This is a genomic window from Segeticoccus rhizosphaerae, assembly GCF_009192725.1.
Lineage (GTDB): Bacteria > Actinomycetota > Actinomycetes > Actinomycetales > Dermatophilaceae > Segeticoccus > Segeticoccus rhizosphaerae.
The window spans coordinates 1-19,405 of sequence record NZ_VOHR01000040.1 but is presented as its reverse complement, the minus strand read 5'-3'; the positions used below and the strand labels follow the sequence as shown (position 1 = coordinate 19,405).

Annotated in this window: 22 protein-coding genes, 1 tRNA gene and 2 pseudogenes; 12 read left to right on the top strand and 13 right to left on the bottom strand. The window is 69.5% G+C overall.

Features of this window, described 5'->3' with window-relative positions; all coding sequences use genetic code 11:
* The 6 genes from FRW57_RS05610 to FRW57_RS05585 form a co-directional block, all read right to left on the bottom strand.
* On the bottom strand, positions 1 to 728 hold a 728-nt coding region (locus tag FRW57_RS05610), incomplete at its 3' end, for a homoserine kinase (protein WP_152185507.1).
* 4 nt (positions 729 to 732) lie between these two features.
* On the bottom strand, positions 733 to 1,818 hold the full coding sequence (gene thrC / locus FRW57_RS05605; RefSeq protein ID WP_137122882.1) for a threonine synthase: 1,086 nt from the start codon (positions 1,816 to 1,818) through the stop codon (positions 733 to 735).
* On the bottom strand, positions 1,818 to 3,164 hold the full coding sequence (locus FRW57_RS05600) for a homoserine dehydrogenase (protein ID WP_238999317.1): 1,347 nt from the start codon (positions 3,162 to 3,164) through the stop codon (positions 1,818 to 1,820). The genes thrC and FRW57_RS05600 overlap by 1 nt, the downstream gene beginning before the upstream one ends.
* An 85-nt stretch (positions 3,165 to 3,249) precedes the next feature.
* A complete protein-coding gene (lysA, locus tag FRW57_RS05595) occupies positions 3,250 to 4,641 on the bottom strand; it encodes a diaminopimelate decarboxylase (RefSeq protein WP_137122910.1) in 1,392 nt (463 codons plus the stop codon).
* Between the two features lie 13 nt (positions 4,642 to 4,654).
* Positions 4,655 to 6,301 (bottom strand): arginine--tRNA ligase, encoded by a 1,647-nt coding sequence (gene argS / locus FRW57_RS05590; protein ID WP_137122881.1) that lies wholly within the window; start codon positions 6,299 to 6,301, stop codon positions 4,655 to 4,657.
* Positions 6,302 to 6,332: 31 nt separating this feature from the next.
* Positions 6,333 to 6,791, bottom strand: a complete 459-nt coding sequence (locus FRW57_RS05585; protein WP_137122880.1) for a response regulator — start codon at positions 6,789 to 6,791, stop codon at positions 6,333 to 6,335.
* An 87-nt stretch (positions 6,792 to 6,878) separates the two neighbouring features.
* On the opposite strand from FRW57_RS05585, the gene FRW57_RS05580 reads away from it, so the two are divergent.
* Positions 6,879 to 6,953, top strand: a tRNA-Arg gene (locus FRW57_RS05580).
* Positions 6,954 to 7,156: 203 nt separating this feature from the next.
* Here FRW57_RS05580 and FRW57_RS24985 read toward each other — a convergent pair.
* Positions 7,157 to 8,215: pseudogene (locus FRW57_RS24985) on the bottom strand (tyrosine-type recombinase/integrase); the annotation flags it as partial.
* Between the two features lie 38 nt (positions 8,216 to 8,253).
* Positions 8,254 to 8,484 (bottom strand): helix-turn-helix transcriptional regulator, encoded by a 231-nt coding sequence (locus tag FRW57_RS05570; protein ID WP_137122879.1) that lies wholly within the window; start codon positions 8,482 to 8,484, stop codon positions 8,254 to 8,256.
* A 397-nt stretch (positions 8,485 to 8,881) separates the two neighbouring features.
* Here FRW57_RS05570 and FRW57_RS05565 point away from each other — a divergent pair, with 397 nt between their 5' ends.
* The 4 genes and pseudogenes from FRW57_RS05565 to FRW57_RS05550 all read left to right on the top strand — a co-directional run bounded on the left by FRW57_RS05565 (position 8,882) and on the right by FRW57_RS05550 (position 10,881).
* Positions 8,882 to 9,094 carry an antitoxin MazE family protein gene (locus FRW57_RS05565; RefSeq protein WP_137122878.1) on the top strand — a complete coding sequence of 71 codons (213 nt, stop codon included), beginning with the start codon at positions 8,882 to 8,884 and terminating at the stop codon, positions 9,092 to 9,094.
* Positions 9,091 to 9,526, top strand: a pseudogene (locus FRW57_RS24340) (type II toxin-antitoxin system PemK/MazF family toxin). The gene FRW57_RS05565 and the pseudogene FRW57_RS24340 overlap by 4 nt, the downstream one beginning before the upstream one ends.
* 143 nt (positions 9,527 to 9,669) lie before the next feature.
* On the top strand, positions 9,670 to 10,203 hold the full coding sequence (locus FRW57_RS05555) for a hypothetical protein (RefSeq protein WP_137122877.1): 534 nt from the start codon (positions 9,670 to 9,672) through the stop codon (positions 10,201 to 10,203).
* Positions 10,204 to 10,305: 102 nt separating this feature from the next.
* Positions 10,306 to 10,881 carry a hypothetical protein gene (locus FRW57_RS05550; protein WP_137122876.1) on the top strand — a complete coding sequence of 192 codons (576 nt, stop codon included), beginning with the start codon at positions 10,306 to 10,308 and terminating at the stop codon, positions 10,879 to 10,881.
* 250 nt (positions 10,882 to 11,131) lie between these two features.
* Here the strand turns inward: FRW57_RS05550 and FRW57_RS05545 are convergent, their stop codons facing one another.
* On the bottom strand, positions 11,132 to 12,589 hold the full coding sequence (locus tag FRW57_RS05545; protein WP_238384900.1) for a plasmid pRiA4b ORF-3 family protein: 1,458 nt from the start codon (positions 12,587 to 12,589) through the stop codon (positions 11,132 to 11,134).
* Positions 12,590 to 12,928: 339 nt separating this feature from the next.
* On the opposite strand from FRW57_RS05545, the gene FRW57_RS05540 reads away from it, so the two are divergent.
* The 7 genes from FRW57_RS05540 to FRW57_RS05510 all read left to right on the top strand — a co-directional run bounded on the left by FRW57_RS05540 (position 12,929) and on the right by FRW57_RS05510 (position 17,141).
* The gene (locus tag FRW57_RS05540; protein WP_137123537.1) at positions 12,929 to 13,369 is read left to right on the top strand and encodes a hypothetical protein; all 441 of its coding nucleotides are present in this window, start codon (positions 12,929 to 12,931) and stop codon (positions 13,367 to 13,369) included.
* A gap of 498 nt (positions 13,370 to 13,867) precedes the next feature.
* Entirely contained in the window at positions 13,868 to 14,110 is a 243-nt protein-coding gene (locus FRW57_RS05535) for a hypothetical protein (protein WP_137123536.1), read from the top strand.
* Positions 14,111 to 14,678: 568 nt separating this feature from the next.
* Positions 14,679 to 14,909, top strand: coding sequence for a hypothetical protein (locus FRW57_RS05530; protein WP_137123535.1), 231 nt, complete (start codon positions 14,679 to 14,681; stop codon positions 14,907 to 14,909).
* Positions 14,910 to 14,919: 10 nt separating this feature from the next.
* The gene (locus tag FRW57_RS05525) at positions 14,920 to 15,198 is read left to right on the top strand and encodes a hypothetical protein (RefSeq protein ID WP_202911730.1); all 279 of its coding nucleotides are present in this window, start codon (positions 14,920 to 14,922) and stop codon (positions 15,196 to 15,198) included.
* Between the two features lie 74 nt (positions 15,199 to 15,272).
* On the top strand, positions 15,273 to 15,872 hold the full coding sequence (locus FRW57_RS05520) for a histidine phosphatase family protein (RefSeq protein WP_137123534.1): 600 nt from the start codon (positions 15,273 to 15,275) through the stop codon (positions 15,870 to 15,872).
* A gap of 47 nt (positions 15,873 to 15,919) precedes the next feature.
* Positions 15,920 to 16,783: an acyl-CoA thioester hydrolase/BAAT C-terminal domain-containing protein gene (locus FRW57_RS05515; RefSeq protein ID WP_137123533.1), complete on the top strand. Its 864-nt coding sequence runs from the start codon at positions 15,920 to 15,922 to the stop codon at positions 16,781 to 16,783.
* Positions 16,784 to 16,916: 133 nt separating this feature from the next.
* Positions 16,917 to 17,141: a hypothetical protein gene (locus FRW57_RS05510; RefSeq protein WP_137123532.1), complete on the top strand. Its 225-nt coding sequence runs from the start codon at positions 16,917 to 16,919 to the stop codon at positions 17,139 to 17,141.
* A 232-nt stretch (positions 17,142 to 17,373) separates the two neighbouring features.
* Here FRW57_RS05510 and FRW57_RS05505 read toward each other — a convergent pair whose 3' ends face one another.
* From FRW57_RS05505 to FRW57_RS23010, 4 genes are all read right to left on the bottom strand, one after another.
* On the bottom strand, positions 17,374 to 17,679 hold the full coding sequence (locus tag FRW57_RS05505; RefSeq protein WP_152185506.1) for a type II toxin-antitoxin system PemK/MazF family toxin: 306 nt from the start codon (positions 17,677 to 17,679) through the stop codon (positions 17,374 to 17,376).
* On the bottom strand, positions 17,679 to 17,918 hold the full coding sequence (locus FRW57_RS05500) for a ribbon-helix-helix domain-containing protein (protein ID WP_162308183.1): 240 nt from the start codon (positions 17,916 to 17,918) through the stop codon (positions 17,679 to 17,681). Before FRW57_RS05500 ends, FRW57_RS05505 begins: the two co-directional genes overlap by 1 nt.
* 421 nt (positions 17,919 to 18,339) lie before the next feature.
* Complete coding sequence (locus tag FRW57_RS05495) at positions 18,340 to 18,591, bottom strand: addiction module protein (protein ID WP_137121425.1); 252 nt, start codon at positions 18,589 to 18,591, stop codon at positions 18,340 to 18,342.
* 321 nt (positions 18,592 to 18,912) lie between these two features.
* Positions 18,913 to 19,405, bottom strand: a 493-nt coding sequence (locus FRW57_RS23010) for a hypothetical protein (protein ID WP_203230220.1), incomplete at its 5' end; no start/stop codon positions are given.

Below are 19,405 nucleotides of genomic sequence, written 5' to 3'. Positions count from 1 at the left end.
GGCAGAAGCAGGTCGGGTCGGCGGGTCATCGCCTCGACGAGGAGCGCCGCACGGGCGCTGTTGCGGGCCGCGTCGGCGAGCGGCACGCTCGTCGGCAGCACGGCCCGCGCCCTGGCGGTGGCCAACTCTGCGGTCGGCACCAGGACGACCGGGACGATGTCGGGATGCACGGCCAGGCGGACCGTCCGGGTGCGCCGGGTCGTCGCGGCATCGTCCGACCACGACAGCGTCAGCCCTCCGAAGACACTGGCCGACGCGTTGTCGGGATGGCCCTCGAGCTCGCTCGCCAGGTCGTTGACGGCGGCGAGGTCCACGACGAGGTCGGCTGCGATGTCGTCGCCGCCGCCCTCCACCTCTGGCCGGCAGCCAGCCGACACCAACCCGTGCGCGAGTGCCACCCCGGCCACGATCGCCGCGGCAGACGAGCCGAGGCCGCGGTTGTGCGAGATCGTGTTGCGGCACCGGAGGCGCAACCCGGCGGGTGGACGCACCCCCTGCTCCTGCCAGGCCCGCACCATCGACCGGTGAACTAGGTGGCCCTCGTCGCAGGGCAGTCCCCCGGCCCCCTCCCCCTCCACGACGATGTCGAGCCGGTCACCGGCCACGGTCGCGGTGCACTCGTCCCAGATCCCGAGGGCCAGTCCCACGGAGTCGAAACCGGGGCCCAGGTTGGCCGTGCTCGCCGGGACGCGGACGGAGACGGAGCGTCCGGCGACGAGGTCCTGCACCGGGTCAGGCCCCCAGGCCGAGTGCTGCCGCGGCGGTCATCGCGTCGACCGGCACGCGGGTCGGCACGACGTCGCTGCCCTCCTCGTCCTTGAGCGCCCACCCCGGGTCCTTCAGTCCGTGACCCGTGACCGTGCACACGATGCGTGCCCCCGCGGGCACCTCGCCGGCCTCGTGCGCCGCGAGCAACCCGGCCACGCTCGCCGCGGAGGCCGGCTCTACGAAGATCCCCTCACGGCTGGAGAGCAGGCGGTGCGCGGCAAGGATCTGCCTGTCGGTCACCGCGGCGATCCGGCCGCCGGACGCGTCCCGAGCGCCCTCCGCCTGCTGCCAGGACGCCGGGTTGCCGATGCGGATCGCGGTGGCGATGGTCTCCGGATGGTCCACCGGGTGGCCCAGCACGAGCGGCGCGGCACCCTCCGCCTGGAAACCCCACATCTGCGGGAGTCTGGTTGCCGGCCCGGGCATCTCGGCGTCCTGCAGGTACTGCTGGTAGCCGCGCCAGTATGCCGTGATGTTGCCGGCGTTGCCCACCGGCAGGCAGTGGATGTCGGGGGCGTCCCCCAGCACGTCGACGACCTCGAAGGCCGCTGTCTTCTGACCCTCGATCCGGGCCGGGTTGACGGAGTTGACCAGCTCGACGGGGTAGGCCTCCGCAAGCTTACGGGCCAGGGTGAGGCAGTCGTCGAAGTTGCCGTCCACCTGCAGCAGGGTCGCACCGTGGGCGATCGCCTGGCTGAGCTTGCCCATCGCGATCTTGCCGTCCGGCACCAGGACGCCACACGTCATACCCGCCTTGGTGGCGTAGGCCGCCGCCGACGCGCTGGTGTTGCCGGTGGAGGCGCAGATGACCGCCTGGGCACCGGCGCCCGCGGCGTGGCTGATCGCGACCGTCATGCCGCGGTCCTTGAAGGACGCGGTCGGGTTCAGGCCCTCGTACTTGATATGGACGTCGGCGCCCACCAGCTCCGAGAGGTGCTCGGCCGGGATCAGCGGCGTGCCACCCTCGCCCAGCGTGACGACCGGCGCGTCCCGGACGATCGGGAGCCGGTCGCGGTACTCCGCGATGACCCCTCTCCACGGTGTGGCCATCACAGCCCTCCTTCGACCCGGATGACGGACCGCAGGCGGTGCACCGCGGGGTCCGCTGCCAGCGCCTCGACGGTCGCGGAGAGTGCCGCGTCCGGTGCCCGGTGCGTGACCACGACCAGGTTGGCCCGTTGCTCGCCCTCGCCGCCGGAGACCAGGCGTTGCCGGACGCTCTCCAGCGACACGCCGTGCTCGGAGAAAACCGCGGCGATGCCGGCGAGGACGCCCGGCAGGTCTGCCACATCGAGACTGATGTGGTAGCGGGTCTGCACCGAGTCCAGAGGAAGCACAGGCAGATCCGCGTAAGTCGACTCCCCGGGACTGCGTCCGCCGGTCACCGCGTGCCGGGCGGCCGCGATCACGTCGCCGAGCACCGCTGAGGCGGTCGGGTCGCCGCCTGCGCCCTGGCCGTAGAACATCAGCTCGCCCGCGGCGGCGGCCTCGATGAACACCGCGTTGAACGCGTCGTGGACGCTCGCGAGGGGATGGGTCCGGGGCACCATCGCCGGGTACACCCGGGCGCTGACCGCCACGGCGCCCGACGCGTCCTCGATCCGCTCGCAGATGGCGAGCGGCTTGATGACACAGTCGAGCTCGCGCGCCTCGCGCACGTCTTCACGGGTCACCGCGGTGATGCCCTCGCAGTGCACCTGGCTCGCGCTCACCCGGGTGTGGAAGGCGAGGGACGCCAGGATGGCCGCCTTCGCGGCCGCGTCATGGCTCTCGATGTCGGCGGTCGGGTCGGCCTCGGCATAGCCGAGCGCCTGGGCCTGCTTCAGCGCCTCGTCGAAGTCGGCGCCGGCCCGGTCCATCTGGTCGAGCACGTAGTTGGTGGTGCCGTTGACGATGCCGGTGATGCGGTGGACCTTGTCGCCGGCCAACGACTCGACCAGCGGCCGGACCAGGGGGATCGCTCCGGCGACGGCTGCCTCATAGAAGAGGTCCACCCCCGCGCGGCGGGCTGCCTCGTGCAACGTCGGACCGTCCTCGGCCATCAGCGCCTTGTTGGCGGTGACCACGGCGGCGCCGTGCTCCAGCGCGGACAGGATCAGGGTGCGCGCCGGCTCGATACCGCCCATCAGCTCGATCACGATGTCCGCCCGCGCCACGAGGGACGCGGCGTCAGTGGTGAAGAGGTCGACGTCGACACCGACGTCGGAACGGTCGACCCCCTCGGTGCGGACGGCGATGCCCACGATCTGCAGCGGCCGCCCGACCCGCGAGGCGTAGTCGTCAGCATGGCTGAGCAGCCTCCGCACCACGGCGGTGCCGACGACCCCGCAGCCGAGCAGCGCGACGCGCAGTGGCTCCACCCGCCCGGGCCCGTCCTCGCTCTGCTCGGTGCTCACGACCTCACCCTCTCGATACGTGCCTTTCGGCCCAATCCTGCCGGGCGCCCACCCTCTGGACGGCCGCTGTCCGGCATCCGGGCGGTCACAGGGCGTCCAGCGCCAGCAGGTCCTCGACGGTCTCCCGTCGCACGATGACCCGCGCCCGGCCGCCCCGGATGGCGACGACCGGCGGCCTCGGCACGTGGTTGTACTGGTTGGCCAGGCTGCGGCAATAGGCACCGGTCCCCGGCACCGCGAGCAGGTCGCCCGCGCGCACGTCCGCCGGCAGGTAGCCGTCCCGGACGACGATGTCGCCGCTCTCGCAGTGCTTGCCGACGACGCGCACGAGGGCCGCCTCGTCGACGCCGCGGCGCCCCGCCAGGGCGCAGGAGTACTCGGCGCCGTAGAGAGCGGTGCGGATGTTGTCGCTCATCCCGCCGTCGACGGCGACATAGGTTCGGGTCGCGCCGTCCTCGAGCTGAACCGGCTTGACCGTGCCCACCTCGTAGACCGTGACCGTGGTTGGTCCGACGATGGCCCGGCCGGGCTCGACCGAGATCCGCGGCACCGGGATCGCCGCCGCCGCGCACTCCTCCCGCACGATGGTGGCGAGGCCCCGGGCCAGCTCGTCCGTCGCCAGGGGAACCTCGTCGCTCGTGTAGGCGATGCCGAAACCACCGCCGAGGTCGAGCTCCGGCAGCTCGAGCCCGTGGTCCCGGGCGACCGTGGCATGCAGCTGAAGCAACCGGCGCGCCGCGACCTCGAAACCGCTCACGTCGAAGATCTGGCTGCCGATGTGGCTGTGCAGGCCGAGCAGCCGCAGCTGCTCCGGATGCCGCAGCACCTGCAGGACCGCCTCACCCGCGGCTCCTCCGGCGAGGCTGAAGCCGAACTTCTGGTCCTCGTGGGCGGTGGCGATGAACTCGTGGGTATGGGCCGACACCCCGACGGTGACCCGGATCATCACCGGCGCCACGACCCCGAGCTCCCGCGCGACCGCGGCAACCCGGTCAATCTCCTCGAAGGAGTCGAGGACGATGCGACCGACGCCGTGGCGCAGCGCAGCCTCGATCTCCTCGCACGACTTGTTGTTGCCGTGCAGGCCGACCTGCTCTCCGGGGGTCCCGGCCCGGACCGCGACGGCGAGCTCTCCGCCGGTGCAGACATCGAGGCGAAGGCCCTCCTCCTGGACCCAGTGCGCGACCGCCGTGCACAAGAAGGCCTTGCCCGCGTAGTAGACGTCCGCCCCGGCCAGGTCCTGGAAGGCGCGCTCGAAGGCCTCCCGATGCTCTCGAGCCCTCGCCCTGAAGTCGTCCTCGTCGAGGAAGTAGGCAGGAGTGCCGAACTCGCGGGCGAGCTCGCGCACGTCGAGTCCGCCGAGGGTCAGCGCACCGGAGTCGTCGCGGGCAGCTCCGGACGGCCAGAGTCGTGGCAGCAGCTGCGCCAGGTCGTCCGGCAGGGCCGGCGGGCCGTCCGTCGTCGCGTCCGGGCTCATCGTCGCCACGGCGCTAGATCCGCTCCGGGGCAGACACCCCGAGCAGGTCGAGGCCCGACGCCAGCACGGTGCGGGTCGCGTCGTTGAGCCAGAGCCTCGTGCGGTGCAGGTCGGTGATCTCCTCGTCGGCGTTCACCGGGCGGACGCGGCACTCGTCATACCACTTGTGGAAGCGGGCGGCGAGCGCCTCGAGGTAGCGGGCGACGCGGTGCGGCTCCCGCAGGGTGGCCGCCTGCGCGACGATGCGCGGGAAGTCTCCGAGCGCGGCCAGGAGCGCCGACTCGGTCTCGTGCGTGAGCAGCGCGGGATCGAACCCGTCGCTGCGGGACACCCCGTCCTCCCCGGCGAGCCGCGCGACGTTGCAGGTCCGGGCGTGGGCGTACTGCACGTAGAACACCGGGTTGTCGTTGGTCTGGCGACGCAGGTCCTCGCCGTTCAGCGAGAGCGGGGAGTCGGCCGGGTAGCGGGCGAGCGTGTAACGGACGGCGTCGGACCCGATCCACTCGAGCAGCTCGCGCATGTAGATCGCGTTGCCGCGGCGCTTGCCCATGCGCTCGCCCGAGATGTTGATGAGCTGGCCGATCAGCACCTCGATATTGGTCTCGGGGTCGTCCCCTGCGCAGGCCGCGATCGCCTTGAGCCGCCCGACGTAGCCGTGGTGGTCCGCGCCGAGCAGGTAGACCTTCTCGGTGAAGCCCCGGTCCTTCTTGCTCAGGTAGTAGGCGGCGTCGGATGCGAAGTAGGTGGGCTCGCCGCCCGCGCGCACCAGGACGCGGTCCTTGTCGTCGCCGAATTCCGTGGTGCGCAGCCAGGTCCCGCCCTCGAACTCGAAGACGTGACCCTGCTGCCGGAGCCGTGCGACAGCGTCCTGCACCGCGCCGCTGTCGTGCAGCGACTTCTCCGAGAACCACACGTCGAAATGCACCCCGAAGGCTTCGAGAACCTCCCGGATGTCGGCGAGCTGGTGCCGGGAGGCGATCTCGCGGGTGACCCGGAGGGCCTGATCGGCGGGCAGGGTCGTCAGGTCCGGGCGCTCGGCCAGCACGGCCTCGCCGAGCGCCGTGACGTAGGCCCCCGGGTACCCGTCCTCGGGAGTCGGTTCGTTCCGGGCCGCGGCGAGCACCGACGCGGCGAAGCGATCCATCTGCGCGCCGGCGTCGTTGACGTAGTACTCCGCGGTGACCTCGGCCCCGGAGGCGGTCAGGAGGCGGCGGAGGGCGTCTCCGAGAGCGGCCCAGCGGGTGTGCCCGATGTGCAGGGGCCCCGTCGGGTTGGCCGAGACGAACTCGAGGTTGATGACGTGCCCCGCCTCGGCCTCATTGGTGCCGTATGCCGTGCCGGCCTCGACGATGGTGCGCGCCAGCTCCCCGGCGGACGCGGCCTCGAAGGTGATGTTGAGGAAGCCCGGCCCGGCGATGTCGACCGCCTTGATGCCGCCGACGGCCGCCAGCCGGTCCGCCAGGACGGTGGCCAGTTCGCGTGGCGGCACCCCGGCCCGCTTGGCCAGCTGCAGCGCGATGTTGGTCGACCAGTCACCGTGGGCGCGGCTCCTCGGCCGCTCCACCCGGACCGTGTCAGGCACATCGACCTGCAGGTCACCGGCGTCGACGGCGTCCTGCAGGGCAGCGCGGATCGCGAGCGCGAGCTGTTCGGGGGTCACCCGGAGAAGTCTAGGGGCGGCGGACGCGTGCTCATCCGCGGCCTCGAGCGGCCAGGCCGAGCACCAGGTCAACGACGGCGTGCGGTTCGAACGGCTTGGAGACGAAGACGTCGACACCCGCCTCCTCGGCCCGGATCCGGTCTTCGACATGGGTGCTGGCGCTGATCATGATCACGGGCAGGTCGCGGGTGCGCGGATCGGACCGGATGATCTGGGTCGTGCGCCATCCGTTGATGTGGGGCATCAGGGCGTCGAGGGTGACGGCGTCCGGCAGTGGGTCGCTCAGCCGGAGCAGGGCGATCAGCTCGTCCCCGTCGGTCGCCTCGGTGACGGTGCACCCTTCGAGCTCGAGGTTGATCCGAAGGAGCATTCGGACCCCGGGCTCGTCGTCGCAGACGATGACGCGTCGGGCAGCCCGTGCGGCCAAGTTCTGGCCGGCGGGTCCATTGCGGATGCCACGCTTAGCGCCCGCAGCGTCGGCCGTGGTCATGTCCGAAAGAGTAGGCTGCTACTGTGCTCCCGCGTGCCGAAATGCACGGACCCGAGCGCCTCACCACAAGCGGCCGGTTTCCGTCCGGCCCCCGTAGCTCAGGGGATAGAGCACCGCCCTCCGGAGGCGGGAGCGCAGGTTCGAATCCTGCCGGGGGCGCCACCAGAATTGCGGCGCTGACCAGCGGTTTTGCTGTTTCGCCGGAGATGGGCCAAGTCGACCACCAGGGCGTCGGGCAACACTCGGGCAACAGCAGGATCGGCTTGGGCAACAGCGTCGGCGCTCTGGCGGGCTCGCTCCTGGGCCGCGGAGCGGGCCAGGTCCATCGCGTCGGCGACCTCGTCGAGCCGGTTGTGGAACAGGTGACCGTAGGTGTCCATGGTCATCGTCGCCGAGGAGTGGCCGAGCATGTGCTGGACGACCTTGACATCGGCACCGGCCGCGATCGCCAGGCTCGCGGCGGTGTGCCGCAGCTCGTGCGGATGCAGGCCGGGAAGTCCGATCGCCCGCGCGGCCGCATCGAAGCCGCCGCGGCGGAAGATCGCCGCCCGCATCGGGCCGCCGCCCCGGACCCCGGTGAAGACCAGCTCGTCGGGTGCCTTGCCGGCGACGTGCGCGGCCAGGTCCTCGACCAGGAACCGGGGAATCGGGACGTCGCGGCGCTCATGGGTCTTCGGGGTCCCCCACACCAGCCCCTGGCCCTGGACCACGGTGACCGACTGGGCGATCAGGGCACGCCGGCGCACCAGGTCGAGCCGGCCGACCGGCAGCGCCGCCATCTCGCCGAACCGGACGCCGGTGTAGGCCAGGAACAACACCACGAGCCGGTAGGTCTCGTTGGTGCGCTCGTCGAGCCGCCGGTGCTTGCTCACCTGCGCTGGCCTGCCGCACTCGGCGGCGAGCGCCGCCACCTGCGCGTGGCTCAGGTAGCGCTGCTGCTGCCGCACCGGCCGGGGCAGGTTCACTCCCTGGGCGACGTTGCGCGCCAGCCGTCCGTCCCGGACAGCCATGTCCAGGATCAGGGAGAGGACGCGATGAACCTTCCGGACCGTCGCCGGGGACCGGGTCGCCGACAGGGAGGTCACCCAGGCCTGCACGTCGGCGTGGGCGACGTTGGCCAAGGTGATGTCCTCCCACTGCGGCCGGACGTGCTCGCGCACGATGCCGGCGTACCGCTCCCGGGTGGACGGCTTGAGGTGGGTCTGGTTCTCCAGCCAGTGGGTGGCCAGCTTGCCCACGGTCAGCCGCGCCAGGACAGGGTCGACGAACGAGCCGGTCTGCTTCGCGGACTCGACGGTGGCCAGGAAGCGCTGCGCGTCGAGCTTGCGGTCGAACGTCTTGTTGCGCTGCGCGCCGGCCGGGGTGCGGTAGTGCGCCCGCCAGGTGACCTGTCCGTCGCGGAGGCGCTTCTCGATGCTGGCCATGGCTCATTGTCCCCTCGACCGCCCACCGGTGCCGAGCCTCATGGCCGGTCCTGTGGATCGTGGGACTCCTGCTCCAGCCACGCGAGGACCTCGGTGCGCCAGTACCGGACGGATCGGCCGATCCGGAAGCTGTGCGGCCCGGTGCCGAGGTGACGCCAGTAGCGCAGGGTGGCCTCGGGCACGCGGACGATGGCGGCGACCTCCTTGAGGGTCATCAGCTCGTCGTCGGCGTGCGGCGTTGCCGTGAGGGTCGGGTGGGTGCTGCTCATGGTCTCCTCCTGGTGGTGTGCTGTTTGCTGTCTCTACCGGTCCGACGGGGCACCATCGGGCGCCCGCCCCGGGTCCTCTGCTGTGGCGAACCGTCTGGCTCGTCCAGGTCCACAGCCGTTCGTGCTGGTCACGCAGTGAGCTCTCGGATCGCTCATCGACTTCTCCTCGATTGGCCACAGCCGCTCGTGGCGGGATTACGACCCCGTAAGGGCGCGGATAGGCCCTCCGTGCTCAGTTGGACGCCACCTATCTGTGGTTGCCGTGAGCGGGCGGCTCGGAAACCCGCTGGCTCTTCAGCAGCAGCCGGGAGGGTGCTTCCCGAACGGGCCTCGTCGAGTGTTCTTCGACTCGGTCGTTATCCGTGGCCAACCCCGGCGTTACACGTAACATCGCCGTATGGTCAGCACACGCGAGCACCGTCGGCGGTTGCGCGCGCAGGGACTCCGACCCGTTCAGATCTGGGTTCCCGACGTGCGCGCGCCCGAGTTCGCCGCGCAGGCTCACCGCCAGGCGGCCGCCGTCGCTGCCAGGGAGCACGAGGCAAGTGACCAAGGCTTCGTCGACGCCATCTCGGTCGAGTGGACCGATGAACCGGATCCTGGCGAGTGAGGCGGGGGGACATCCACGTGGCAGCGGCGCGTGGTGCCTACACGGGCAAGCCAAGGCCGGTGGTCATCATCCAGGACGATCGATTCGACGTGACAGCCTCGGTGACGGTCTGCCCGACGAACACGAACCAGTTCGACGCAGCCACTGATCCGCATCCCCATCCCGTCCAACCCCAGCACCGGAATCGAACAGCCAAGTCAACTCATGGTCGACAAGATCACGACGATGCCCAGAAAGAATGTAGGCGACCGCGTCGGCCAGCTCACCGATACCGATCGCGTCCGGCTCGACCGCGCCCGGTGGTATTCCCCGGCCTTGCCGATTGAGATGGAGCGACCCGGTACCGATGGAATATTGGCCGGCGCCGGCTATTGGAAGGAGCCTACAAATCGACCGGCCGCGGTGCGCCGCACGACGTTCCCGTCCCGGTGACGACCACCGGGCGGGGTAAACGGTGAAGCGGGTGCTCTACGCAGGCCCGGCACCCGCTGTGGCCTGCGGCGTCCCGCTGGAGGTTGGTGTTACGGGACCGGGTCGGGTCACGAACTTGGTGTCCGGACCAGCCGTTCGGGTGATTGTTCGACGTCGGCTTTGTTGAGATCATGCTCGGCGTGAAGACGACGTCGGTGACGCTGTGGTCGCCGTGGACGCTGGTGTTCTCCGCAGCGCCCGGCGGCTTTGCGCTGATCGGGTTCAGCGCGCTGGGGGATCCGGACGAAATAGGCGGGCCGATCTGGCAGGCGGTCTACCTGGCGATGGGCGTGGTGGCGCTGGTTCTCACGGTCCGCTCGCCGCTGCGGCGAGTAATCGTGCGCGGCTCGAAAGTCATCCAGGTGGGCTGGTTCGGGCGGCGCAGACTGAGGGTGGTCGCGGTGGATGTGGGTGACGCTGACGGGCCGGCGTCGGTTCTGTGGACTACTTCGGTCCCGGTCGTCGTCCTGGCTGACGGGGAAGAAGTCGCCCTGTCGGAGTTGGCCGGCTTCGACGTCCTCGGGCGGCGGAATCGGCGGGTGCAGCGGGCTCGGGGAGTGCTGGAGAGCGCCGCCAGCCACGCTTCGCGTAGCGAGCCGGACCGGCCGATCGACAGCGGCGACGTGGCCCGCCCGTGACGGCTCCTGGCCGGGGAGAGTTCGGTTATTCGCTCGTGTGTCCCCTTCGTCGGCGCCCTCCTTCGCCAGTCAGCTCGAGAGTGCGCAGCAGAGGTGATGGCCGTGCGTGAGGACCGGCCGGTCCCGTGGAGGCAGGTCGCGGACGGCGTCGTGTTTGCCGGTGATGACGGCATCACCGCGCTGAAGTTCACCAGATCGGGGGTGCTCCTGGTGCTGAACCAGTCCACGGAGACAGTGCCCTGGGGTGAGGTCCTCCGCCTGCAGATCCGCATCCCCTATACCTCAACGGCGATCTACCGCCTGCTGGACTGGCTGAACATCATCGCCCCGGTGTACGCACAGCATTCCTCCTGGGGAGTCGAGATCACGGCGATGCTGCGGCGCCGTGACGCCGAGTGGGACCTCGGCCGGCCGGGGCGCTACTCGTGGCGGCTGCAACTCGTCCTGGATGACCTCTTCGACCTGGTCTCGGAGCAGAAGACGTTCGAGGTCTTGGCTGACCCCCGCCTGTGGGATTGGGTGCGCACCCACCTCGTCGGCTCGGTGCCGGTCTGGGCCAGGGCGCTGCTGTACGTCGAGCTGTTCGGCCTGCAGCGATACATCGGTGGCCACGGCGCCTACCGCAGACAGATCGCCGCCCACCTCAACCTGGAGAAGTCACCACAGCGCCCGACATGACATCCCAGGATGCCGCTCCGGCGATCCAGCGGGCGCGAGAGAGCGTCCGGCGTGGTGATCTGCTCGCCACCGTGGTCACCACCAACATGAAGCGACCCAGGCGCCTGCGGTCGGCGCTGCAGTCCCGCTCCGCGCTTCGTCGCCGCGCCGGCGCCCGGACTGGTGCACAGACTGACCTGCTTAGACGCGCCCCGCCCGACCCTCTTGGAGTTCCCGAATGCCCATCCGCGATAGGGACGGCGGGACTGAGCTAACCGCGGCGGATGACGGCGCGGGCGGTGGTCGCTGTCGCAAAGTCGGTTCCCGTGACGTTCCAGCCGGTGCGTGCTGCTCCGGCCAGCTCGCTCAGCACGTCGAGTGTCGGGCTGTGGGCGGGCGGAGTTGAGTGCCGGTCTGACCCGCTGCGCCAGCCGAGCGCGAAGAGCAGATCGCTGATCTGGCTGCGCCACTCCTGCGCCGGTACGCCGCTGCCGGCCACGGCAAGGGCCATCCAGCCGGCTTGGCGATCGGCGTCGTTGGTGCCCAGCGGAAGGCGTTTGACGATGTGCTGCCACAGCGCCTGCGGATCTTGCCGGCAGCGGTTGCCGGCTGCGGTCGGTGTGAGACGGCCCTTGCGGACGGTGACTAGACCAAGGGAACGAGCGGCATCGCGGACACCAGCAACCGGTGGCGTCAAATCCTCGCGGTTGGCCTTGCCGATCCACCACCTGGTGATACCACTGCCTTCGGCGAAGTGCTCGACCACCGCGGGCGGTAGGTAGCCTGCCCCGGTGAGGGAGACCCCGTCGCCGATGACGTCGAGGAAGACCTGGTAGGTCTGGGTCAGCCGGGCGGCCTCGGCGGCGGTGACCTCGGTCGGTCCGTGCGAGAGCGGTCGGCCCAGCACCTCCCGCAACAGCCGGATGCCGCGACGCTCCAGCTGCCCGGCGAGCTCGGCGAGCTCGTCGGTCACCGCGACGGGCTCGGCGACCCCGACCGCGAGGGCGGCTCGGGTCTCCTCGATGTCGAAGTGGTCGGGGTGCCACTCCAGGGGCAGCCAGCCGTGAGCATGCGCGGCATCGTCGAAGACCTCGGGAAGGAGCGAGTCGTCGTACCCGCTGCGCACCCAGGCAGCCAGCTCCTCGTAGCCGCCGAGCCCTCCGCAGTCCTCGGGCGGGCAGGCCATCCGGCCCCCCATGCAGCGCACCGAGGCCGGCGGCTCGTCCAAGACTGCCTCGACGCGAAGGACGTGGTCCCAGCCGTCCCCGAAGTCGTACTCGTACCAGAGATGATCTCCCTCGGCTGCCACCGTTTGGTCGAGCCGGATGTCGTCCTCGAGCACGCCGTCCTCACCCTCGTCGACGTCGAACGCAGTGATGAAGTACGGCGAGCGATGGTCGCCGCCGGTCCGGAACCGGTGCAGGTGCGTGTCGGTCCACCCCATCGCCGCCTGGATCACCTCATGCAGCCGGGGCAGCGTGAGGTCGCCGGGCAGTTCGAGCCGCCTCCACACCGGCGGCTTCGCCCCCCGCAGGTCCAGGCGAACGCGGTACCCGCGTACCTCGGCCGAGACCGGGTGCAGCGTCGGTTCCTGGTCGGCCTGCAACTTCTCGAAGATGCTCGAGACCTGTCCGCCAAGAAGTGCCTCGAGCAAGGCCTGGTTCTCCTCGGGGCTGTGCCCAGCCATCAGCCGCTTCACCATCTCCTGGACGTCGCGCGGTTCGGCCACGGCGGATAGTCAATCACTCTCGACTCAGCGTTCCACTTCCACCACCCCAGTGGCCTGGTCACCACCACGAGATCCTCGACCTTGACCTGGAACACGTTCCCCCCGCGACAAGACCGCCAGCCTGCCAGCCGCGTGCCACCCCACAAACCTGCTCCGACCGCGCACTGCTGTCGGCCGAACCACTCCGACAACCAGCCACCCCCACAGCGGGATCGGCGTGCGGGGAGGCGGAGACCAGCCCGGGCGTGCTGCGCTGAGAGTGGGGCGAAGAGATCATGGCTGTAGGTTCGAAAGGCGGCGGCATTCATCAAGGGAGACGGCCAGAACTTTCGGCCGGCGGTGAAGCACTACTGGGAGGACGACGCGATGAAGCATCCACAACCGCCAACCAACGCGCCGCAGCTGACCGCTGCACTGAAACGGCATTGCGCACAGATGGGCTACGTCGCCGGCGACCCCGCAACGAGGGATGGATATGTCGTCGTCCGCGTGTCCATCCCAAGTCGTCATTCGGAAGCGATTGACGCGTTCAACGGTGAAGTCTTCACCCTTGACCTTCCCGGGGGCTACGGCTGGACGGAGTTTGCTAAGCAGGGCGAGGACGAAGTCCAAGTGCTCGAGGACTTGTTGGCCTTCCTCGACGCCTACGACGATCCCTTGACCCGGGAGGTAGCGGTCGGACGCTGGCTTCGAGGTCCGCGGCTCGAACTCCACTTGAGCAACGGGGCAGTCCTGCGGCGTCGAGGATGGAGTAAGGGGCCACCTGACCACGACCGCTGATGGCATCCGCCTCGGCCGCGCTCCCCGCCCCACAGCGAGAACCATTACCGGCGATCTTGGCGGGCGGGTGGTTGATCGGTCAACCGCGTCCCGTAGGCCGATCCCTCTATGGGCGCTGCCCTGTCACCGGCTTCCAGCACGTCATGCCAGGCCCGATGCTCGTGAGCAAGATTGAGGGCCACCATGCATCCGCATCTGGGCAGGCATGAGCGCTCACCCGAACCTGCACCAAGCCCTCCTTTCGGTCATGCGCGACTCGGCGAAGGTTGTCCAAGAAGCCCATGCCGACTCACACGGTAGAGCGTCGACGCGTGAGTGCGGGCACTTGAGCAGAGATGATCCGCAAGCCCATCGGTGTTTGAGGGAGCGCCGGCACGCTCTCCCCGCCGGGTTCCGTGGCGGCGGTAACGACTGGATGACGAATGCCTCACGGCAGACCGTGCGAGCAGCGCCAGCGGGTAGTTTCACCACATTCGCGACCGAGGGCAAGGGGTCCAGATGGAGTCGCTTCGAAGTGCGCCGTTGTCGGTGCGGGAACTCATCTGGGAATTGTCCGAGGTCGAGGACGCGCTGCGGCAAGCGCGGCGACGGGAGAGGGGCCACGGCCCAAGCGCCATCGTGGAGCCCGACGTGGCCGACCTGGTCCATCGCGAGCAGGTCCTCGTGCACGAGCTGCGTCGACGCCGGGCTCGAGCCCAACCTGGGGGCTGGCGACCGGGCCGCTCCGAGCGGTCCCGCTGATCAGACGAACGTGACCGGTAGCTTATCCATGAGGAACTGCCCCTCGGGCATGCCATGGAGATGTCGCCTCCGGCAGGAGCTGCGATCGGTCGCGGTCCTGCTCACCTTCGTCGTCGGCGCCGCGGTTTTGCCCGCTTGTGCCTCACCTGATATCGGACCCGCTGCTCCCCAGCAAGTCCCCACCACGGCCGGTCCGGGCACCCGCGCGACCACCGGCTGTGCGCCCGGTCATGAAGCCTCGGGCTTCGCGCTCTCCTTCGACCTGAACGGCCACGGTGCGAGCACGCCCCGGCTGGCCGCACTCCACTTCATTCGGCAGGGCGGCACGCCAGGCTACGGCACCTCCTCAAGGCAGTGGACCGGTCACCGCGACGATGAAGGAGTCATGCTCCAGTCAGGGAGGGTCTGGCTGCATGCAACCCAACTGAACGACCACACGTGGACGATCGACAGCGGCCACCGCTGCCCCAAATCGTGAATGCTGCCGGACGCGTCCCGTAGCAGGATCCCCGACTGGGACGAGCCGGCATTGCTGGTTCCTGCCGGTCAGACAAGGTACATTGTCTATATGAGGATCGGTGGGCCAGCCCGGCGCCACGGGGTCCCCGACGGCGATATCGAACATGCCGTCCGCAACATGATGCGGCGGCACGAGATGGGTGAGGGCCTGAGCTTGCTCATCGGCCCGGCATCCGATGGCGCGTTGCTGGAAGTCGGAGTGCTGGACTTCGACGGAGAAGACCCGGTGGCCATCCATGCGATGGCGCTTCGGCCCAAGTTCTACCGGTTCCTCGGATGAGGAGGTGATCATGATGCGACACACAGACGAGGAGATCGAGCACGCCGCGGAGCGCTTTGACAAGCTCGCCGACGAGCTCGATCCGGCCACGGCGGAGATCGAGAACACCGAAGACCTCCGGATGGTCGCGGTTGTCGCGGAGGCGACGCGAGCCGACGAAGCGCGGCTTCGGGAGGCCGTCGACGTGGCCCGAGCGCACGGGCGGTCATGGAACCACATCGCTGTCGCGCTGGGAGTCTCCCGGCAGGCGGCCCGCCAGCGATTCTCCCGGCAAGAGAATGTCTCGTAGGACGATCCTTCACTGAGGCCGCTGTCAGACCGCGTTTCACAACTCGCGTCGAGGGTCAGGGGTAGCGTTCGGGGGTGGCAGATCGGCGGACGGTGTGGTTCCTGAGCCACCCGCAGGTCCGGGTCGACCCTGGCACTCCGGTGCCACAGTGGAACTTGTCGGAACTGGGTCGGGCGCGCGCTCGAGGTCTGGCCGGCGCGCCCTTCCTGGTTGTTGCATCGTCGGTGTGGACCTCCTGCGAGACCAAGGCGCGTGAGACTGCGCGGCTGCTGGCGCCGGCCGATGTCCCGGTCTTGGAGCGGGAGGATCTCGGGGAGAATGACCGCTCAGCTACCGGGTTCGTCGCTCCCGAACGGTTCGAGCATCTGGCCGAGGCGTTCTTCGCGTCCCCCCAAGTGAGCGTGTGCGGGTGGGCGACGGCAGCCGATGAGCAGCGCCGCATCATCTCCGCGGTCGACGCCGTGCTCGCCGACGAGCGAGCCGGCGATGGCGACGTCGTCGTCGTCTCTCACGGTGGCGTCGGCACGCTGTTGCTGTGCTCCCTGCTGGACCGGTCGATCACCCGCGCACTCGATCAGCCCGGTCAAGGTCACTTCTTCGCCTTCGACCGAGATCAACGCCACGTGCTCCACCACTGGCGACCCCTTGAAGACCTCGCCGCAGGCAGCCGTTGAGCGATCGGCATGCGGCGGAGTGATGGAGATGACCGGTATTCTCGCTGATGGGACGGCACCCTAGGAGGAGCATGCTCGGGCCGACTGATGATGCGAACCTTTACTGGGCTCGGCCGACAAGTCGGTTGGCCGCCGGAGTAGGGGCGTTGGTCTTGGCCGGGTCCAGCGGCCGGATGGACACCGGGCGGGCGGACATGCTGGCCGGGCGAGGGGTTACCGCCCTCGCGCTTCGCTGGTTCGGCGGACCCGGGCTCCCGCAGGTGCCTCGCGAAGTCCCGCTCGAGCTGTTTGGCCAGGCAGCCGGTCTGCTGGCCGAGGACTGTGACGCTATCTGCTTGATCGGGCTGTCGTACGGGGCCGAGGCTGCCCTGTTGACCGCATCGCTGGTCGGCGGCGTCAGCGCCACGGTCGCCATAGCGCCCACCGATGTGGCCTGGGAGGGCCACGTGGACAGGGAGGAGGATCCAGCGCGCAGCAAGTGGACCTCGGACGGGCGGCCTGTCCCGTTCGTCCCGCTGGACCGCTCCTGGCAGCCACCGGCCGGCAAGCCGGCGTTCATCGAGAGCTACCGGCGCAGCCGGCTACGTGCCGCCCCGGAGCAGCTGCGATTGGCAACCATCCCGGTCGAGCGGTTCAGAGGCGAGCTGGTGCTCATCGCCGGTGGCGACGACCAGATCTGGCCCAGCGTCGAAGCCTCGGCCAGGATCGTGGCACGCCGGGAGTCGGCCGGCCTGGGCACGGTGCTGGTGACCGACGACCGTGCAGGCCACCCGGTGGTGCTGCCCGGCGAGGTGGCACCCAACCCGAACAGGCCGTATCTCGTCGGAGGCGACGCCGGCGCAGCCGAGCGTCTCGGAGCCAAGGCCTGGCCGGCGATCAGCAAGGTGCTCGGGCTGCCCGCGGATGCATGAACAAAGCCGTAGGGACCCCCGCACTTACGCGCGCCACCTGTTCCGTGAGCGGATCGACCATCGGCTTCACGGTGTCGGCTTCAAAAGGCGCAAGAGCGACCAGTCCTGAGTGATTCAACGCTAGCCTGCGAACGTGGGTGCCGCCGACGACAAGCACGACCGCTCGCGTTATCGACTGCGACGTCCGCCCAAGCGAGAGCTCGTCATGCTCGGCGTCGCCGTGGTGTTGTTCCTCGGCGGCATTGCGCTGTCGCTCGGCGGTGTGCCCGGAAAGGTGCTGACGCTGCTCCGCACCGCGGGTCTGGTGCTTATCCTGGCGACTCTCTTCGTCCGCCTACTAACCGACCGCCAGCCGTAGGCACGCGCAATCTGACTCGGATATCGCGAGCCGGGCCCGGCGTAGAGAGCGAACCGTCCCGTCTGCCGAACCGCCTGCGGCCCCAGAACAGGCCGCGTCGCCCCCCGGAGCCCGGCTGGTTCCGGAGGTGCGCCATACGGGACGGCTTGGCACATGTCCCACCAGGGCGTCCGTTAGCCGATCGGCGTACGGCACAGGCGATTCCCGCTTCGGATCGTCTGTGCCGGGTCGCTTATATCAGCGCCAGGTCGAAGGCATCGCTGATGGCTCGAGCCAGTGCTGGTTCCTGATCGTCCAGAAGCAGGCCGATGGTGTCGCCGACCGAGCTCTTGCGAACGGTGGTGATGTTGTCGCAGCTGATGACACTGTCGTGGTCCAGCCCGTTGCGGGGCCCGACCGGGACCTCGCTGGTGATGCCGCGGATCGTGGTGGTGATGGGGGCGACGGTGACCCAGGTCAGCAGGTGGAGCTTGGAGCGACGAGTCAGGATCAACGCGGGTCGACGCTTGTCCAACTGGACCGCCGCAATGGTGCGCATCAATCCAACGCGGGGTGGGGTGGGTCGAGCAGACTGTCGAAGTCCGGGTAGACGGCTTCGCCGCGCCTGACCAGTTCGGCCAAGGTGGCCTCTTCGCGCTGGTAGCGCTGTTCACGCTGGAGGCGCGCAAGAGCGTGGCGGACGGCTTCAGAGCGGTTGGCGGCGTGGCCTTGGGCGACCTCAGCGTCCAGAGACGCGAGCTCGTCGTCGTCGAGGCGGATAGCAATCTGTGTAGTCACGACTACAGTGTAGCCCGCAGCGTCAACCAATTGGTATGCACCTCCTCGCGCGGTGAGGTCAGCGGTCGTCCCGGTCGTCGATCGGCATACGTTCGCGCCTGACGACCTCAGTCATTGGTCGGCAAGGCGGTTCCTCCAGTACCCGGGATGCCGCTTTTCGTGGGCGTAGGCGACGATCACGATTTCGTCGTTGGTCCGGAAGTAGATCACGCCGTACGGGAATCCTTTGACACTCTTCCTGCGCAGGCGGGCTCGTCTTCCCAGCCGTGGACCGTCGGCCAAGCCTCAGGCATAGCGCCGATGTCGCGCCGCGCCTGGTGGGTCGCATCCAGCAGCTCCTGGCCAGTTGCGGGGTCGTCGTACCAATTCGCTGCGGCGCGCAATTCGGCGCGTGCCTCTGGGTGTTCCCGTTGAAGTGCTGTCACGCGTGCTTGTCCGCAAGTTCAGCGGACAGCAACCGGTAAGTCTCGTCGGCATCGACCAACTCCACGTCGCCGCGCGAGATCTGCTCGACGCGGGAGCGGAGTTCTTCCCTCCAGGCGTCATCGATGTCCGCCTGGTCGGCATCCTGGTCCTGGTCCACGCTCAGCCGGAGCAGGCGAGCGGCCTGAAGACGCTCAGCGGGCGGTAGTGAATAGCCCGCGTTTACGTACTCCGCCAGATTCGGTGCCATAGATCGAGTGTACGTCCTCGTACTCTTACCTGGCCCGGATCAGCGTTGTCCAAGCCGGCCGAAAGACTGTCTGGAGCGCGATGATCTTGCCAGACTCCTCCGGGCGCTCTCCGCGCGGTCACTGACGGCGATTCAGCACCGCTGAACGGGCGTGCCTGACTCACTGCCTACCGTGTCTGACGCGGCCGCGTCAGACGCGGCCGCGCGGCGCCTGAGCGCGGAACGTGGCCCTGATCGTTGCCTCCGCTTGACAGGATCCGTCGGCTTCGTGGGCCCCAGTGGTCTCCCAGAGCGTGGTGTTCTGGATGACCGGCAGGAGGGCTACCGGGAGAGGTCGGGCGTTGGGTCGGGCCGCATCGTCGGCCAGTGCGGTGCACCAGGCTCCGGTCTGGCGGGACGGCGCCGGTCTTGCCGGGCCTGGGCTGCCGCCCGGGCTCGCGCCTGTTCCAGCCGGGCCTCGCGGTCGTGCTCCCGCTGGCTGTTCCACGCCGCGCGTTGGGTCCGGAGCAGATCGGGGGGTTGGCAGCGGAGGGCGGGTTCGGATTCCAGGGCGTGGACCCGGGTGCGGGTTCGCTGCAGGTCGGCGGTGAGCTGGTCGACCAGGTGCGCGGTGCGGTCGAGCCGGTCGGCGGGATCCTGGATGTGGGCGAGGTGGCCGAACCGGGCCAGGCCCAGGGGGTCCGAGCGCACTTCGTCCTGGTAGGCGTCCCGGGCGCGGTCGGCGCGGGCCTGGGCGGCCGTGGCGGCGGCAGACTGCTCGGCGTGTTCGGGGTGCTCGGCCTCGGCCAGACGCCGAGCGGAACCGGTGAGGGCG